Here is a 16,822-nt window from a genome sequence, read left to right as displayed (position 1 = left end):
TACGAACGATCCGCAATCTTTTCCTTCTCCACCGAACATTGCTAATGGTCAACTATATAAAGATGGATTAACGATATCCAATGCTAGAGCCAATAAAGCCGACACGATAACAACAGGGGAGATTACGTATGAGCTAGTACAAGAAATAGGGTCATATGACAATGCAATCACCGCGGACATTGCTAACTTAGACGATGTGACAGTGCATACACCCGTAGTCAACTATGCAGAAATTCCTGATGACAATCGTCCATTTGATCAAAGTCTCACTCCCGACACTAGTGTCAGTGTGCTGGTACTAGATCGTCATTTTACAGTACACATGGATGAGTATGGCTTTCACAGCAACATCAAAGGGTATGGGGATCGAAACTATGAAGACTATACCAAAAATAAAAGAGTGCTATTTCCATTTGGTGTATACAACGAAAGTCAAACGACGTACTATCCAGAAAATACATGGATTGATATTCCAGTAGGACAAGATGAGATAAAATTCTACCTCCCGACTTGGGTAGATGAAGGATACTATACTGCCACGACAGAAGCTTGGGCGATCAATGATCAAGGCATATACGCATGTGAATACAATAAAAATGCAAACATAAATAACTACTGTGCTGCAGAAGAAATCGACGTGGAGGTCGTTGGACGCCTGTTCGATTTTCGAATATGGGACATTGGTGATTTTCGTTTCGAAGATGTATTTCGAAGTAGTCCAGGTTCACTCCCTCATACAGGCCATGTGTACTATGCTGGTGGCCGAGATGAAAATGGGAACGTGACGAACTATACTAACAAACCAAAGTGGCTGCTGCCGATTAGGCCTACTTCCCATCCGTATTATCCAGAAAATGTACCGCACAACGGTTATTCCTTTTTGTTTGACTTCAAAACGATCGGGAACTACTGGGATGTAGATGAAGGCGTTCAAATTATACCTAGCTTCTGGTTCTTTCCGTATGGTGGTGGACATGGGACGGAAGTGGATTTATATTACGATACTTCGGACAAAAAACTGATTAAAGTCGGTTCAGATTTAGACAAGCAGACGTATCAACGAATGTATCAGCTGAATGATCCATTTCGCAATATGAATAGTAATGAACTAGAACACGCTGCATTATATGAATACAACTTTATAAGTCAGAAAACACAATCTTTTGACGCCTTTTATCAAGACTATGTAGAACGGGATATTACGATAGGACATGGCTTTGATTATATGTTTTTAGGCCATCCATCTCGAACGTTAATTGGCCCGCAATCTAACGTACCAAATAGTGTCCAAAGTCATCAAGCTTCGCGTAGCATTCAGCATTGGTATGGAGAGTACAGTATTCCTATTGCGCCATACATCTTGCCCAAAGGGACGGATATTTTAGCACTTGCTAACCAATACAATGGTGCACTAGACACGCATGAGAAGGAATTTATAACGGGTGGTTACATTATGGTTAACTTTGTGATTCAAAGTGTACGTGATGATGCAGCTATTTTAGGGTATGATGCTCCTTATGCAAATATGTGGGCGATAGAAGGGCAAGTGGCTAGTAGTGTGGATGATCGAGGGAATCACTTCACGTTCAAAGCTGGCGATATTATCATGTTTGAATCGGACTTTAGTGTACGTAATGATTTTGGATCAGGAGCAAGATAAAGTATGATTAACTTTTTAAAAAGTTCAATGCTACAAAATGGTTGCTACACCACCTGAAGAAGAAAGAACAACATTTCCATTGTTATTCATAAGTTAAAAAGGAGTGAAGCAAATGTGCTCACTCCTTTTTTGCACCAAAAAGTGGCTTCAATATTTACTTAATACATTGACACTAACCGATATACTCGTGATTACAAAAAAACTTTAACGTTTTCTGAAAGAAGTCTCCATCTTCAAGCGTGTGAAGGGCGAAGCCCAACGATAAGGTGGAGATGAGTTTAAACACGTTCAGATGATAGCTTTTCTATCAGGTTAGGAAGCCATTCTTCTAACGTGCTGAATGTATATCCTAACGCTGATGCCTTTTCATTGCTCATCGTCCATGTTTTTTCAATGCCATAAGGGGAATGTCCCTGATCCATAAAAGTAGAAGGTTGAATGATGGCTTCCTTGTTTACTGTGTGTTGTATTTTTTTGATTAGTTCATCTAAAGTCAGTGTACCGTTCGCACAAGCATTAATGGGACCTGTAAAGTTTTGCTCCGCTATCCAAGCAATGAATGCCCCTGCTTCCTCTTGATGAATAAATCCAATTTCAGCATCAAGGTTATAAAATCCTAGTGGTTGTGCTGTTTTGATATGATCGATATGTAGTTGCAAGCGCCCCGTGTAATCATGCTCCCCAAGTACAATTGGCAATCTTACCGCAGTAACAGGAAAGTCAGCTTTTTGATAAAATACAGCTTCTGCTTGTCTTTTTCCTTCTTGATAGTTTACCTTTTCATTTTTTTCTTTTGAAAATTGATATGTAGTTGGGTTGAACATGTCTTCTGCAAGGTTTGCCCCATAGTCATATACAGACTGAGTGGAAGTAAAGATGTACTTGCCTACTTTCCCTTCTAATACTTCTACTGCGATGGAAGCATCATCGGCATTGTAGCATATTTGATCAAACACAAAGTCCCACGATCTACCCTCCGTTGCTTCTTGCATAGATTCCAAATCAAAGCGATCTACTTTTATTTTTTCCACTTCAGGACCAAAAGGAATTTCTGTATGTTGGCGAGTAGCTATCGTGACTTTTATTTCGCGTTGAAGTAGAGACTGTACTAAGTTGACACCAAAAAATCTAGTTCCTCCAAATACTAATGCTGTTTTCATCTGCATCCCTCCCATAAATTTAAAGTTATGTTGCTGTGTATATAGTAGAATTTCTAATTTTAGTCTAACATATTTTGTTTCATTGAAGTGGGAGGGAAGGAGTATATATTTTTTTACAATTTTATACACTTTTAAAGCAACTTTTGCATCTTAATATCGTTTAACATATAAAATGAAAAAAGAATGATTTGAGTTTAGTTTGCGCTCCATTATTATTTTTAAAGAACAATGGTGTTATCTTTTGTATAGGTTATTCATAGAAAATCAATGGGTTGTATTTCTAACGTAAAATTATATCTATATCGTACAGTGAAATGGGGGCTTCTGTCATGAGAAAAGTACAATATATATTCTTATTGTGTCTAAGTTTTATTTTCATTTCGATACCTTCTACCTTCGCCGATGAAAAACATACTGCGCCATCTGTCATCATCCAGCATGAGCAATTTCCTGAAGTCAAAGCTTACAGTACCGTTCAAGGTGATGTACATCGATATCACATGATGTTTGATGTACCGATGGACAGAGCGACGGTAGAAACAGCTTTGAAAAAGAGTACATGGATTAAAGACGTGACGCATCATCTTGATTTTCAATGGGAAGTAGATAGCCGGCAAGTATGGGTGGAAGTGAATTATGATGAAGAACAACTTAATAAAGCTGTGCATAGATATTCTTCCCAAAGATTAGTGATCGATGTTAACGGAGCGAAAACGAAAGAAGGTGTCGCTATGGAAGATGCAAAAGCATTTATGGTGTATATAGATGATGCCGGTAGTGTTGAAAAAGTGCACATTAGTCTAGCATCTACTCCAGAAATTCAGGCCCCGATACGAACACCAGTCTCGACACTTAATCAGAAATATCAACTTGTCTTCACGGAAGAGATGAATACTTCATCGGTAGAAGAAGCATTACAGAAAAATATAAAGTCATACGAAGTAGCAGTTCAATTGGACTATGCATGGAAGACGGATAAAGAAGTTATCGTAGAAATACAGCTGGAAGGAGAAGTATTAGATTCGTATTATGATCCTACATATCAACTTAATGTGACAGGTGCGCTAACAAAAAAAGGAGATAAACTACTTTCATCTCCTCCATTTAAAGTGTATGTATGGGAAGAGTTAGAGCAATTATGGAGAGTTTCTCTCGATGGTTCACGAGTAGAACAAGTGACAGACTGGAATACGTTGTATAAACCTGTAGCGATATTAAATGATAATGATATTGTCCTAGCTAGGGAAAAAGAATACTTCTGTTGTCATGGACCATATGTTACGTTGTTCGGCATGTATAATATAGAACAACAGGAGCTTACTTCCTATCCTGTAGCGGCAAGTAGGTTGCCAGAAGCACTTACTAACTATATTGGGCCAGGGTCTTTTTATGCCGATATGAGAGGCTTCTTCTATTTCGGAGATGAAGAAAGCATTTCCTTGACGAACTTAGAGCAGCAGGAAACGGTGCAGGTGAATACTGAAGGTTACGTTCACGGGGCTACATTCAGTAAAGATAAAAAGCATATCATCTTCCTGAGCAGTTCTTCTCTGGAAGATAGGGCTAATTTAGATCTCATGTTATATACGATAGACAGCAAGCAGTACCGCACATTAATAGAAAACGTACCAGGCATTTCTCCTATTTATGATTTGTATGATAGAGGAGATCCGCAGCGTATACCGATGTACGATGATGGAGATACCTTCACCTTTATGATGTACGTAGATGGCAAGTCGCAATATTACGATTATCATTGGCAGAGTGGGGAAATGGTGGAAAAGAAAATTCCGTTTTCTTATGATTATAATTTACACATAGTTCCTTCCCATGACGGAGCGTATCAACTTTATCTTCCATACGATCAATCATGGACGTTGTTTGAAGGAACAAATGAAGTAGCGGTGATGGAAGAAAGAATCTACAGTCCAACTTGGATCAACGATCATCAATTTGTATATCAAAAAGTCAAAGATCAAGACGAGGGTAAATCCATCATTTATGCATACGACCTTTTGATGATGGAAGAGCAGATCTTTTTGGAAGATAGATTGGAGTCTCCTCACATTATAGGGGCTACAGAAAAATGGATTTATGTGGCTGCACCGTAAGAATGAAATAAAAGTTATTGTCCATAAGGACGCTCTATCTATTTCAGATCAGCGTCCTATTTGTTGTTTTTGTTGTTTGCTAAATGGATCATCATTTACTTTTCTGAACCGTTGTTAAATCGTTGCAGCTGTTTTTGTTTTTCATGCTCTCACAAGTCTCGCTTAAACTGCATGAAGCACACTTTCCTTTTTTTATTTTTTTATAAAAGGAAAAGAAACAATAGCTTGCATAACCAAAAATGATAGCGCCTAGCAGTATGTTTATGAGCATAGTGAAACGTCTCCTTTTCTTAATGGTATGCTGTATTCTTTGTTCAACATATTTGTAACTACCACGTTTCAATGTCATAACATTTAAAAGCCTAGTAATCTCCCAATCTGATACACGCACAAAGCTAGCACGTAAGCAATAGCGAAGGAAAGGGCAATGCTAAATAACATGGATCTGGTATTAGGTAGTTCGTTTTTTAACGTAGCTACGGTGGCGAGACAAGGAACGTAAAGCAGAAAAAACACCATAAAACTATATGATTGTAATGCCGTGTATTGTTGGCCAATAACAACATGTAAAGCTTCGGTATTCGGTACAAGATAGAGAACGTACAGCGTCGATACGACCATTTCTTTTGCCAAAAAGCCAGTAATTAGTGCTGCCCCAGCTTGCCACGTGTCAAAACCAAGCGGAGACAATAGAGGGGCAATGCTCTTTCCAACATAGGCCATAAAACTTTCCTGTATAGGCACATGGAAGCCTTGAGGACCGACATACGATAACAACCAAATCACGATAGTCCCAGCTAAAATAATCGTACCTGCTTTACGAACAAAACCTTTTCCTTTTTCCCACGTACTTCGATATAACGTTTTTGCATATGGTATACGATAAGGAGGAAGTTCAATCACGAACAAAGATTTTTCATTTTTGTACTTTGTTATCGATAAAATTTTTGCCACGATAAGCGCGACGACAATACCCATTACATATAAAGATAAGACGATAAGTGCTTGATGACTTGTGAAAAATATAGCAGTAAACAAACTGTACACAGCCAATCTAGCAGAGCAGGACATAAAAGGGGTGAGCATCGTCGTTAAGTGGCGCTCTTGCTCTTGTTCCATCGATCTTGAGGCCATAATGCCAGGGACGTTGCAGCCAAAACCAATGATCATAGGGATGAACGCTTTCCCATTCAATCCGAATTTTTCAAGTAATCGATCCATCACCATCGCCACTCTGGCCATATATCCTGAGTCTTCGATAAACGAAATAAATAAAAATAGAATGAAGATTTGCGGAACAAATACAAGGACACCTCCTACCCCTGCAATGATCCCATCTATAAATAACGATTGAAAAAAAGCGTTAGCACCAATCCATTGTAGTCCAGCTTCTACCCCACTTGTCACAGGACCCGAGATCAATCCATCCACTAAGTCGGAAATGGGGACTCCTAACCAATCAAACGTAAATTGGAACATCACATACATCACGAATAAGAAGATGGGGATACCTAAAATGCGATTGGTTACAACGCGATCTATCGTTTCACTCGATGCTTTATGTTTCAACAAGGACGTTATCATGTTTTCCTTTAATAGTTCTTCTATATAAGTCTCTCTCGTTCTATAGATTAGTTTATTCAAGGCAATGTTGTGTTTTATTTTCACGTTCTTTTCCGTATCTTTCATCCAAGCTTCTAGCCATGTCAGAGATACGTATTGTTGTAAATATTGCTGTACGACTTCATTGCCTTCCAAATACTGAAGTGCAATCCATCGTGTATGTTTCATTTTCGCTGGCATTTGTGATTCACATTGTTGTATTGCTTCTTCTATGATGTCATCATACTGAAGATGAAATGAAGGTGCTTTCATTTTCTCTGCATCCAGTTGCTCACATCCTTTTCCTTTTCGCGCAATCATCGGTTTGATTGGCACGCCAAGTTGCTGAGAAAGTTGATGTATATGTATAGCAAGTCCATTACGCTTTGCTACGTCCATCATGTTAAGGCCTATCATCATCGGTTTTCCATATTCTAATAGTTGCACCGTAAGATGTAGATTTCGTTCTAATTGAGAACTATCGATAATGTTAATCATTCCATCGAATTTACCTTCTAATAAAAAGGTAGAAGCGACTTTTTCATCTTTTGTAAGCGGAGAAAGTGTATATAATCCTGGTAAATCGATTAGGTTCCCTGTTGCTGCACGAAGTTTCCCCACTTTCTTTTCTACCGTTACACCACTCCAATTCCCTACATATTCATAGGAATGAGTAAGTTGATTAAACAATGATGTTTTTCCTGTGTTCGGGTTTCCAAGTATAGCGATGTCCATTATAATGCCTCCACTTCGATACACTGAGCATCGCAGTGACGAATGCTAACTTTTTGGCTTTTACATGCAATGAAACATGGACCACCAAATGGCATCTTTCCTTTGTAAAAAATTTCTTTTCCTTCATTGATGCCAAAATCATTTAACCTTCGATAAATAAGAGGATGAAGTTGCGAACATTGTTTGATGACAACACGTTTACCGCGTGGGACTTCTGTTAGTACCATAATATCTTGCTCCTTTTAAACTGCATAATAATCAATTCTAGTTAGTTGAAAATGATAATCTTTATCATTTAGATAATGTTAATTATCATAAGCTGTAGTTAGTATGCTGTCTGTGATAAAAATCACAAAGTGAAGTATGACATGATATGATATGACGTAGGTTTTGAAAGTGAACGATTAGTATTTTATTGTTATTTTAAGTATGTTAATATGCTATGATAAAAATGGAATATTTAGAAAAATAAAGCCTTAGGGGGATAGTCAATGAAGTTTTTGAGATTTAGATTTCTTATTGTATTCATGTTTTTAAGTGTAAGTACCATCATAGGTTGTGAACAAATCGGGGGAGAACAGATCAAGGACGAAGATCAAGTGATGATTAGGCATACACAATTTCCTGACGAAACTTCATCAGTGGAAGTAAGTGGTCCTGTTCAGTCGTATACCATTACTTTTGCACAGGAGATGGATCGAAATACTGTAGAAGAAGCATTGAAGAGATCGATTTGGCTTCCAGATGTCCCTGTAGAGTATACATTTGATTGGAAAGCAAATAAGAAGCTGGAGTTGAACGTGCAATTTGAGCTTACCGCGCTGAATGCGTACATTCATGAACCAATAGCTAAAACTTCTTACACCATAGACCTCAATCAAACGGAAATGAAAAGTGGGGAAAAACTACATAACATACCGATGTTCGAAACGCTAGTTGTGAATGCAGACGAAGAGTCAGCTGTAATCATTAGTTTGCTTTCAACGCCAGAAATACAATCTCCAGTGAAAACGATAAATAGCGTGTTAAATCAACATTATAAACTAGTATTTACAGAGGAGATGAACAAAGAATCCGTAGAACAAACCATTACAAAACATTTAGGAACAGAAGCAACGCTTGTTTTCAAATGGGAAAATGAAAAAGAACTTCATGTAACAGTAGATAGTGAGGATGATGAATACAACATTGATGTAACAGGAGCAACTACAGCTGAAGGAGTATTATTACAAGCATCTCCTCCATTTTATGTGCAAATCGCCGATATGCAGACAAAGATAACTAGGCTTTCACTTGATGGGACAGAGATACAACAGTTCGACTTCGAGGATGGTATAACCTCATTTTATAGTGTATTGAATGATCGTTATGTTGCCGCTTCAAGAATGAAAAACTTCAACGTGTACGATTCGTTTACACATTTACACTTTATGTACGATGTAAACACGGGAGAAAAAACACATTATCCCATTGAAGAAGACCAATCACAAGTGGCTCTGCTGCATTATAGTGGTGCAGGTTCCTTTTATGCAGATAGAAGAGGCTTCTTTTATTCTAAACCAACAGAGTCCAATGCATTAAACACAGATAGTGCGATAGTGCTTAACGTGGATGGATATGTTCATGAAGCCATCTTTAGTTTAGACAAACAGCATATTATCATGGCTGTGGGGACATCAGAATCAACACTTCATGATTTGCAATTGGTTATCTACGATGCTGCGGACGGTAATGAGGTGATGAGGAAAAAAGATAGTTTTAATGTAGGATCAAACGAGATCGATATGGTTATGTACCCTGTTTCCATGAGAGACCAGGGGGAATTCGTATATATTACACTCAAAGACGAAGCGATGAACGACGTTCATTACATGTATGATTGGTCAGAAGACAGTATCACACCAATGACCTTTCCCATTCCATATGACGATCACATTGATTTCAGTGCTTCGAGTGATGGGAATTATACACTTTATCAAGCTGATTTCAGCGAGTGGCAATTGTTTGAAGCAAATGAAGCAGGGGAAACGTTGTTAACGGCGTTTTCTTCTTACAGAAATGCACCACCGCTTTGGATAGAAGGGACATCACAGTTTGTTTATATGATGGAGACTGAACAAGGGCTAGCCATGAAAGTTTTTGATGCCCAGAATAAAGAAGAGTCTATATTGGACAATTATTTTTTTGAAAAGTCTAATTATAATAGTTTTGCTTTTATTTTGAGTGCGAATGAACAATACGCATATGTGGTAGAAACCGTTTCAGAAAAATAATGATACTGATTTATGAAAAAAATGCAGTTGGTAGGCACAAAGTTTTTCCACCCCAATGATCGAAATAGGGGTGGAATCTACTTTATGTAAAATTATCAAAGATATGCTGATCACTTCATTCATGCGTAAGATGAATGATAGAAAATCATACACAAGTAAGTTGTTATTCTTTTACTGTACCGTCTTCAAACACACGATATTCTTTCACTTCGCCATTGTTGTTATAGTAGATTGTAAATGTACTTATAGCCCCTTCGTTCCACTTCACAAATAACTGGGCTTCCATATCTCCATTCATAATACCCTCTGTATCTACCGTATCAACAACTTGATTTTCTCCGTCTACTAGCGGGTCAGTGTACGTGTAACCTTCCGTAAGGGTGAAATCATAACGCCAAGTGTCTGTATCATTCATTGCATCTTTACCTATTGCATTTGGATCAGATAGTAATGTTGTTACTTCTTCTTCCGTCATGCCGATCCATAAACTATTTTTCAAGAAATAGAACGGTGTATTTTCTTCGTCTGCTACTTCTTCATTAGCCAAATCTTCTAAAGTATCATCCAAAGTGTTTTCTTCCATGCTATCTTCCGTAGTCATATCCTCTTCCATATTTTCATCCGAATTTAGATCAGTTCCTTCTTCGGTTTCTTGTTCCTCATTCATGGCTTCATCTTCAGTCATTTCTTGCTCAGCATCTGTATTGTTCTCTTCTACAGATTGTTCAGTATTTACAGGAATCGTTTCCTTATCTTCCATTGTGTCTTTTTCATTAGCACATGCCGTTAAAATAATGGCGGACATCGCTAATAAATAAAATGGTTTTCGCATTTGTTTTTTCATTTAAAAATCCCCTTTTTCTTCTGTTTTCTATTGATCTCTAGTTGGTAGGCATCTATTCATTGCTTTGCATGAGATGCTTTGAAAGAGTATAGCAAATGGAAAAAACGAAGTCAAATTGGCAATTAACAATAAAAATACGTATACAGTAAAATAAAATGATGAACATGTCATGCCAAATATGAATGCATGACAATTTATTTGTATTTTTTTTCATATGACAATATAATATGGAATGAACATCTCCTCTTTCCAGCAACTATATAAGTTAAATGAACTTGTTCAACCAACTTATTACCACTAAGCATAAGATGGAGAATTCACACTAACATATGAAATAACACAATGAGAAAGGATGTAAATATGAGTAAAAAAAGTTTTAATGTATTGTTGTTTAGTAACGCCATCATAAGTTTTTCTTTAAGTTTCTTTCTTCTTCCTGCGTTATCTATTGAATCCAGTTGGGTGATATTTTATTTTATTATCTCCACTGTGTTACTTTTTTTTGTTTTTTTCTATACAAATCTAGCTATATTTCCTACTAATGATATGGAAAAAGTGGAACGTATAATTAGAAAAAGATGTGAACCTTTATACATGGCCTTGAACGCTATTGAAAAGGGGGATTTACAAGAGGCAAAACATTATTTGCAACAAATAGATGAACAGAGTATCGATATGTATAATAGATATTCGATATTAGCATGGATACACGTAATGGAAAGTAATTATGAAGACGCAAAAACAATAGCAAAAAAATTGCCCTCCCGATTAATTAAGTATTATGACATGATCATACATATGGTAAAAGGAGAAAAAGAGCAATATCAACAAATGAAAACGTCAGTGAAAAACAAAAAGATGCTGTTTCAATTGGACATGGCAGAAGCCGCGTATGATGGAAACATAGATAAATTAAAAGAAGGATTAAATTCATATAAAGGAATGGAAAGATATGCATTCCTGAAGACGATGAATTATGGCATAAAACATTTTAAACATCATAAAGAAGCTATAAACGTGACAAAATCATGAAAAACGTTTCATTAAAATTATTTTTAACAAACTATATTCAATTGGCAATGTTAACGATACTTTTATACGTAATCTTGGGATCATCTCCAAACACCTCTTTACCTTTTATTCTTATTTTAAATTTGCCAATAACAGCTATCATTCTTTTTACAGGATTGGATGAAAAGTTAAAAAAGCATTTACCTTAAAACCAAAGAGTTAATCCCATGGGAGGTAAACCACTAACATGAAAGTATTTGATGCACATTTTCATATTATTGATCCAAGATTTCCTTTAGTAGAGAACCAAGGATATCTACCTCCTCCTTTTACCGTAAATGATTATGTTACACGCACGCATCACTTTGATATGGTGGGAGGGGCTATCGTTTCCGGCTCATTTCAGGCACTTGATCAACGTTATTTAGTAGATTCGCTTCAGCAACTAGGAAATTCATTTGTGGGTGTCACACAATTACCTGCTACGGTTTCTGACGAACAAATCCAGACATTGCATGAGCATGGGGTTAGAGCTATTCGCTTTAATGTAAAACGAGGTGGGTCAGAACATATATCCCAATTAGAGTATATGGCGAAAAGAGTACACGATATCGCGGGATGGCATACGGAATTGTACATGGACGCAAAAGAAATATGTAATATTTCATCCATGCTTTCTAACGTTCCTTCTATTTGTATAGATCATTTAGGACTGAGTAAAGAAGGTTTTCCTCTTCTATTGAAATGGATAGATAAGGGAGTGCGTGTGAAAGCGACAGGATTTGGGAGAGTAGATTTTAATATAAAGGAAGCATTAAAGTCTATTGTGAGCGTAAATCCTAATGCTTTAATGTTTGGTACAGATTTACCTTCTACGAGAGCTCCTATTCCGTTTCAGGATGAACACATTCAGCTCATAATAGAGACACTAGGAGAAGATCTAGCTAGTAAGGTGTTGTATAAAAATGCAATGGATTGGTACAAAAAATAAAATAACAAATAATAAATAACAACGATTAATGAAAACTAATCGTTGTTATTTTTTTGAAATCTAGGTTGTAAATAATTGCGTTTTTTATCGCGAAAAAAAATCCATCCCCCGATAAATCCGACACCAATGGCAAATAATACGAAGCCAAACAAAAATTGAAGCCAATCAAATGAAGGTGAAATAATGGATTCGTCTCCAAATTGAGAGAAATAATCAAATGTACTATTTTTCATTTTTAGAAAACCCCATGTTGCGGACAAACCAGGGATGACTAGCAGCAATATCGCAATAAATCTTGACGCTGTATGCTTCATAGGATGTAAACCTTCCTTTTGTTCTAATAGATAAGTTGAATGAACAAGTTCAGTCAACTTATTACCTCTATACATAAGATGGAGAAATTACAATATCACAACCTTTACGCCTGGCTACTGAGGCGTATACTTGTATTCCATCATTTTTTCATCTTATATAGCTTTTTTTATTTTAGCCTATATTTGTGCAAAGAGAAAGGCTACAATAGAGATAGTTGTGATTTTTTTTGTCATAATATAGTGATTAATTTTTGGGGGTGTAGGATGATATGTCAGTTGAAAATTATGATATTGTCATTTTAGGCGGTGGTATTGGTGGGTATACAGCAGCAATAAGAGCATCGCAACTCGGCAAAAAGGTGGCACTGGTGGAAAAAGAGAAGCTAGGTGGCACTTGTTTACATAAAGGATGTATTCCTAGTAAATCTTTATTGCGGAGTGCAGAAGTATATTCAACGATAAAACAAAGTGAACAATACGGTATTGTAACAGAGAGTGCCACTTTAGACTTATCACTTGTTCAAAAAAGAAAAAATGATATTGTGGACAAATTGTATACAGGACTACAGTCATTGATGAAAAAAAATGAAATACATATATTTGAAGGTTCAGGTCGTATTATCGGTCCTTCTATTTTTTCACCAAAAAGCGGTGCAATTGCAGTGGAATTACCAGATGGAGAATCTGTAACATTAGTTGGAGAATATACTATGATTGCCACAGGCTCCACTCCACGTACGATCCAAGGTTTAGATATAGATGGTGAAACCGTGATGACGAGTGATGAAGCGTTAGAAATGGATACACTGCCTAAATCGATTATCATTGTTGGTGGTGGTGTCATTGGCATTGAATGGGCTTCCATGTTAAGTGATTTTGGTGTGCACGTGACAATCATAGAGAGCTCAGATCGTTTGCTCATACATGAAGACAAAGATATTTCTCGGGAAATAACCAGATTACTTAAAAAGAGAGGAATAAAAGTTTTAACCAATACATCCATAGATTTTTCTGAAACAATAGTAGAAAAAGGGAAGCAAGTTACTCTCTTCATGACAAAAGGAGAGAAAAGAACGGAAGTACAAGCAGAAAGAATGTTATTGAGCATTGGAAGAGTAGGAAACGTGAATCACCTAGGATTGGAAAATACAGATGTGAAAATAGACCACAGTTTTATTACGGTAAACGAACACTTTCAGACGACGGAATCTCACATTTATGCTATTGGTGACTGTATTGGAGGAGTGCAGCTAGCACATGCCGCGGGTCATGAAGGGATTGCGGCTGTTCATCACATGCTAGGGGAGGAAGTACATGTGGTAGATGAACCATTTATTCCACGTTGTACGTATTCTCATCCAGAAGTGGCCAGTGTAGGGTACAGTGAAGAACAAGCGAAAGAACAGGGACGAAAAGTGAAAGTAGGAAAGTTCCCGTTTCAAGCGATTGGCAAGGCATTAGTACAAGGCAATGCAGATGGATTTGTAAAAGTCATTGCCGACAAAGAAACGAATGATTTAATTGGTGTGCATATGATAGGTGCTCATGTAACAGATTTAATTTCCGAGGCAGCTTTAGCACATGTATTAGATGCGATACCTTGGGAAATTGGTAATGTGTCTCATCCGCATCCAACGTTATCCGAGGCGTTAGGCGAAGCCATGCTGGCTGTAGATGACAGTGCAATAGGGATGTAGTAAATATAAACAGATGGAGTGATGCACTTCATCTGTTTTTTTATATGGATTTTTTTATAGAATGTACCGTGAAAAGTTAAATGCTTGAAAACAATAGCTGACAGCTATATAATAATGATATGTTCAAAATTAGTACCTGGTCATAGATGTTGATATTATATATAAAAATGCTGAATAACAGATTAAAGATTGAATTATTTGAAATTTTAACGTGAAAAATTCAAAATACTGATGAATTTATCAAAAAAAGCGGTTACAATTAAATTGCAGGAAATTAATTAGGATGAATCTGTCTAGTATATGTGTCATGCTATGGTGTAGTTTTATGTGCTGGACAGCCTTCTATGTAACGCACGGATTAAATGTATGGAGGGATGGCTTAAATGAGTGAGACTATCGTGCAAGAAAATAACAAGCACAGAAATTTAGGCATAACAGATGAACAAGTGATTAAAATGTATCGAACTATGGTACTTGCAAGAAAGTTCGATGAAAGGGCACTGTTATTGCAACGTTCAGGAAAAGTTAACTTTCACGTTTCTGGCATTGGCCACGAAGCTGCACAGATTGGTGCTGCATTTGCACTTGAAAAACAAAAAGATTATTTCTTACCTTATTATAGAGACTACGGAATGGTACTTTCTATTGGGATGACAGTGAGAGATTTAATGCTGTCGATATTCGCTAAAGAGGAAGATATTACGAGTGGTGGAAGACAAATGCCAGGACACTTTAGTGCAAAACAATACCATATTGTAACGGGTTCTAGCCCCGTAACGACACAAGTTCCGCATGCAGTTGGTTTTGCACTAGCTGCAAAAATGAAAAAACAAGATTTTGTCTCCATCGTTACATTTGGAGATGGATCGAGTAATCAGGGTGATTTTCATGAGGGGCTAAATTTTGCGGCCGTGCAAAAATTACCTGTTATTTTTATGGTAGAAAATAATCAATATGCGATATCTACGCCATTACATAAACAAGTGGCATGTGAACGACTTGTAGATCGTGGATTAGGGTACGGGATGCATAGTGTGCAAGTAGATGGTAATGATCCATTAGCGGTATACAAAGTTGTCAAAGAAGCGAGAGAACGTGGTATTAAAGGGGAAGGGCCTACTTTTATAGAGGCAAAAATGTACCGACTGTCTCCTCACTCCACTTCAGATAATGACTTAGCATATAGAACGAAAGAAGAAGTAGAAGAAAACTGGAAGAAAGATAGCATTCCTCACTTTAAAACTTACTTAGAAGAATGCGGTTTATGGACGGAAGAGCAAGAATTAAGGATGCAAGAAGAAATTAAACAGGAAGTGAACGAAGCGACAAAATATGCTGAGCAAGCACCATTTCCAAAACCTGAGGAAGCACTAACACATGTATTCAAGGAACAGTAACATTGAACTTCACATAATGGGGAGGAGAATCAATCGTGGCAAAAATAAGTTATATTGATGCGATTTCAGCAGCAATGAAAGAAGAGATGGAAAGAGATGAAAATGTCTTCGTATTAGGTGAAGATGTTGGAGTCAAGGGCGGTGTATTCGGAACGACAAGAGGATTGCATGAACAGTTCGGTGAGATGAGATCGATGGATACACCACTTGCTGAATCTGCTATTGCAGGGGTTGCCATTGGTGCAGCAATGTATGGCATGAGACCCATTGCGGAAATGCAATACGGGGACTTTATGCTGCCGGCAACGAATCAGATTATTAATGAGGCAGCTAGAATACGTTATCGTTCGAATAACGATTGGGAATGTCCGCTCGTGATTAGAGCTCCCATTGGTGGTGGAATTTTTGGCGGCTTATATCATTCACAATGCCCAGAATCGATCTTTGTCGGTACACCGGGTCTAAAAATTGTCGTACCTTCTACTCCATATGATGCGAAGGGATTACTCAAAGCAGCGATTCGGGATGAAGATCCAGTGCTGTTTTTTGAGCATAAAAAATGCTACCGTATGATCGTAGATGAAGTTCCTGAAGAAGATTACATCGTTGAAATTGGGAAATCCGATGTGAAGCGTGAAGGGGAAGACGTTACGGTCATCACTTATGGACTAACGGTTCATTTTGCTTTACAGGCAGCAGCAGAACTAGAACAGGAAGGAATTAGTACCCATGTATTAGATTTGCGAACATTGCAGCCTCTAGATAGAGAAGGAATATTAAAAGCAGCAGAGAAAACGGGAAAAGTACTTATTATACATGAAGATAATAAAACAGGTGGTGTGGGAGCAGAAGTTTCAGCAATCATTGCAGAAGAACTTGTCTTCGACTTGGATGCTCCGATCAAACGTTTTTGTGGTTATGATGTACCAGCGATGCCGATTAGCCCGCCATTAGAAAAATTTTATATGCTCAATAAAGATAAGGTGAAACAAGCGATCAAAGAAATGGCGTTATTTTAGGGGGAATA

Annotated in this window: 13 protein-coding genes and 1 pseudogene; 8 read left to right on the top strand and 6 right to left on the bottom strand. The window is 37.4% G+C overall.

Annotated features, from left to right (window positions below; genetic code table 11):
* Positions 1 to 1,660 (top strand): annotated as a pseudogene (locus D1Z92_RS17225) (DUF5704 domain-containing protein); the annotation flags it as partial.
* A 278-nt stretch (positions 1,661 to 1,938) separates the two neighbouring features.
* Here D1Z92_RS17225 and D1Z92_RS04965 read toward each other — a convergent pair.
* Positions 1,939 to 2,820, bottom strand: coding sequence for an NAD-dependent epimerase/dehydratase family protein (locus D1Z92_RS04965; protein ID WP_128894555.1), 882 nt, complete (start codon positions 2,818 to 2,820; stop codon positions 1,939 to 1,941).
* Positions 2,821 to 3,149: 329 nt separating this feature from the next.
* On the opposite strand from D1Z92_RS04965, the gene D1Z92_RS04960 reads away from it, so the two are divergent.
* Positions 3,150 to 4,931 (top strand): hypothetical protein, encoded by a 1,782-nt coding sequence (locus D1Z92_RS04960; RefSeq protein WP_128894554.1) that lies wholly within the window; start codon positions 3,150 to 3,152, stop codon positions 4,929 to 4,931.
* Between the two features lie 91 nt (positions 4,932 to 5,022).
* On the opposite strand, the gene D1Z92_RS04955 is transcribed toward D1Z92_RS04960, so the two are convergent.
* The 3 genes from D1Z92_RS04955 to D1Z92_RS04945 form a co-directional block, all read right to left on the bottom strand.
* A complete protein-coding gene (locus tag D1Z92_RS04955) occupies positions 5,023 to 5,202 on the bottom strand; it encodes a FeoB-associated Cys-rich membrane protein (protein WP_128894553.1) in 180 nt (59 codons plus the stop codon).
* 83 nt (positions 5,203 to 5,285) lie between these two features.
* Positions 5,286 to 7,271 carry a ferrous iron transport protein B gene (gene feoB / locus D1Z92_RS04950; RefSeq protein WP_206099711.1) on the bottom strand — a complete coding sequence of 662 codons (1,986 nt, stop codon included), beginning with the start codon at positions 7,269 to 7,271 and terminating at the stop codon, positions 5,286 to 5,288.
* Positions 7,268 to 7,495 (bottom strand): FeoA family protein, encoded by a 228-nt coding sequence (locus tag D1Z92_RS04945; RefSeq protein WP_128894551.1) that lies wholly within the window; start codon positions 7,493 to 7,495, stop codon positions 7,268 to 7,270. The genes feoB and D1Z92_RS04945 overlap by 4 nt, the downstream gene beginning before the upstream one ends.
* Before the next feature lie 264 nt (positions 7,496 to 7,759).
* On the opposite strand from D1Z92_RS04945, the gene D1Z92_RS04940 reads away from it, so the two are divergent.
* Positions 7,760 to 9,541: a hypothetical protein gene (locus tag D1Z92_RS04940; protein ID WP_128894550.1), complete on the top strand. Its 1,782-nt coding sequence runs from the start codon at positions 7,760 to 7,762 to the stop codon at positions 9,539 to 9,541.
* A gap of 163 nt (positions 9,542 to 9,704) precedes the next feature.
* On the opposite strand, the gene D1Z92_RS04935 is transcribed toward D1Z92_RS04940, so the two are convergent.
* Entirely contained in the window at positions 9,705 to 10,385 is a 681-nt protein-coding gene (locus D1Z92_RS04935) for a hypothetical protein (protein WP_128894549.1), read from the bottom strand.
* A 360-nt stretch (positions 10,386 to 10,745) separates the two neighbouring features.
* On the opposite strand from D1Z92_RS04935, the gene D1Z92_RS04930 reads away from it, so the two are divergent.
* Together D1Z92_RS04930 and D1Z92_RS04925 are read left to right on the top strand one after the other, a co-directional pair.
* Complete coding sequence (locus tag D1Z92_RS04930; RefSeq protein WP_128894548.1) at positions 10,746 to 11,417, top strand: tetratricopeptide repeat protein; 672 nt, start codon at positions 10,746 to 10,748, stop codon at positions 11,415 to 11,417.
* A gap of 226 nt (positions 11,418 to 11,643) precedes the next feature.
* On the top strand, positions 11,644 to 12,387 hold the full coding sequence (locus D1Z92_RS04925; protein WP_128894547.1) for an amidohydrolase family protein: 744 nt from the start codon (positions 11,644 to 11,646) through the stop codon (positions 12,385 to 12,387).
* Between the two features lie 35 nt (positions 12,388 to 12,422).
* Here the strand turns inward: D1Z92_RS04925 and D1Z92_RS04920 are convergent, their stop codons facing one another.
* Positions 12,423 to 12,701 (bottom strand): DUF2627 domain-containing protein, encoded by a 279-nt coding sequence (locus D1Z92_RS04920; RefSeq protein ID WP_128894546.1) that lies wholly within the window; start codon positions 12,699 to 12,701, stop codon positions 12,423 to 12,425.
* A 269-nt stretch (positions 12,702 to 12,970) separates the two neighbouring features.
* On the opposite strand from D1Z92_RS04920, the gene lpdA reads away from it, so the two are divergent.
* From lpdA to D1Z92_RS04905, 3 genes are all read left to right on the top strand, one after another.
* Positions 12,971 to 14,398: a dihydrolipoyl dehydrogenase gene (gene lpdA / locus D1Z92_RS04915; RefSeq protein ID WP_128894545.1), complete on the top strand. Its 1,428-nt coding sequence runs from the start codon at positions 12,971 to 12,973 to the stop codon at positions 14,396 to 14,398.
* 383 nt (positions 14,399 to 14,781) lie between these two features.
* Positions 14,782 to 15,795 (top strand): thiamine pyrophosphate-dependent dehydrogenase E1 component subunit alpha, encoded by a 1,014-nt coding sequence (locus D1Z92_RS04910; RefSeq protein WP_128894544.1) that lies wholly within the window; start codon positions 14,782 to 14,784, stop codon positions 15,793 to 15,795.
* Positions 15,796 to 15,830: 35 nt separating this feature from the next.
* On the top strand, positions 15,831 to 16,814 hold the full coding sequence (locus tag D1Z92_RS04905; RefSeq protein WP_128894543.1) for an alpha-ketoacid dehydrogenase subunit beta: 984 nt from the start codon (positions 15,831 to 15,833) through the stop codon (positions 16,812 to 16,814).
* The last annotated feature ends 8 nt before the right edge of the window (positions 16,815 to 16,822 follow it).

This window comes from Longirhabdus pacifica, assembly GCF_004115085.1.
Taxonomy (GTDB): Bacteria; Bacillota; Bacilli; order Paenibacillales; family DSM-105158; genus Longirhabdus; species Longirhabdus pacifica.
This window is presented reverse-complemented; position numbering and strand designations above follow the sequence as displayed.

What these genes read in the sequence shown, in the direction of transcription:
- D1Z92_RS04965 (WP_128894555.1), bottom strand. Translation starts at nt 2,820, where the DNA reads ATGAAAACAGCATTAGTATTTGGAGGAACTAGATTTTTTGGTGTCAAC.
- D1Z92_RS04960 (WP_128894554.1), top strand. Translation starts at nt 3,150, where the DNA reads ATGAGAAAAGTACAATATATATTCTTATTGTGTCTAAGTTTTATTTTC.
- D1Z92_RS04955 (WP_128894553.1), bottom strand. Translation starts at nt 5,202, where the DNA reads ATGCTCATAAACATACTGCTAGGCGCTATCATTTTTGGTTATGCAAGC.
- D1Z92_RS04945 (WP_128894551.1), bottom strand. Translation starts at nt 7,495, where the DNA reads ATGGTACTAACAGAAGTCCCACGCGGTAAACGTGTTGTCATCAAACAA.
- D1Z92_RS04940 (WP_128894550.1), top strand. Translation starts at nt 7,760, where the DNA reads ATGAAGTTTTTGAGATTTAGATTTCTTATTGTATTCATGTTTTTAAGT.
- D1Z92_RS04935 (WP_128894549.1), bottom strand. Translation starts at nt 10,385, where the DNA reads ATGAAAAAACAAATGCGAAAACCATTTTATTTATTAGCGATGTCCGCC.
- D1Z92_RS04930 (WP_128894548.1), top strand. Translation starts at nt 10,746, where the DNA reads ATGAGTAAAAAAAGTTTTAATGTATTGTTGTTTAGTAACGCCATCATA.
- D1Z92_RS04925 (WP_128894547.1), top strand. Translation starts at nt 11,644, where the DNA reads ATGAAAGTATTTGATGCACATTTTCATATTATTGATCCAAGATTTCCT.
- D1Z92_RS04920 (WP_128894546.1), bottom strand. Translation starts at nt 12,701, where the DNA reads ATGAAGCATACAGCGTCAAGATTTATTGCGATATTGCTGCTAGTCATC.
- lpdA (WP_128894545.1), top strand. Translation starts at nt 12,971, where the DNA reads ATGTCAGTTGAAAATTATGATATTGTCATTTTAGGCGGTGGTATTGGT.
- D1Z92_RS04910 (WP_128894544.1), top strand. Translation starts at nt 14,782, where the DNA reads ATGAGTGAGACTATCGTGCAAGAAAATAACAAGCACAGAAATTTAGGC.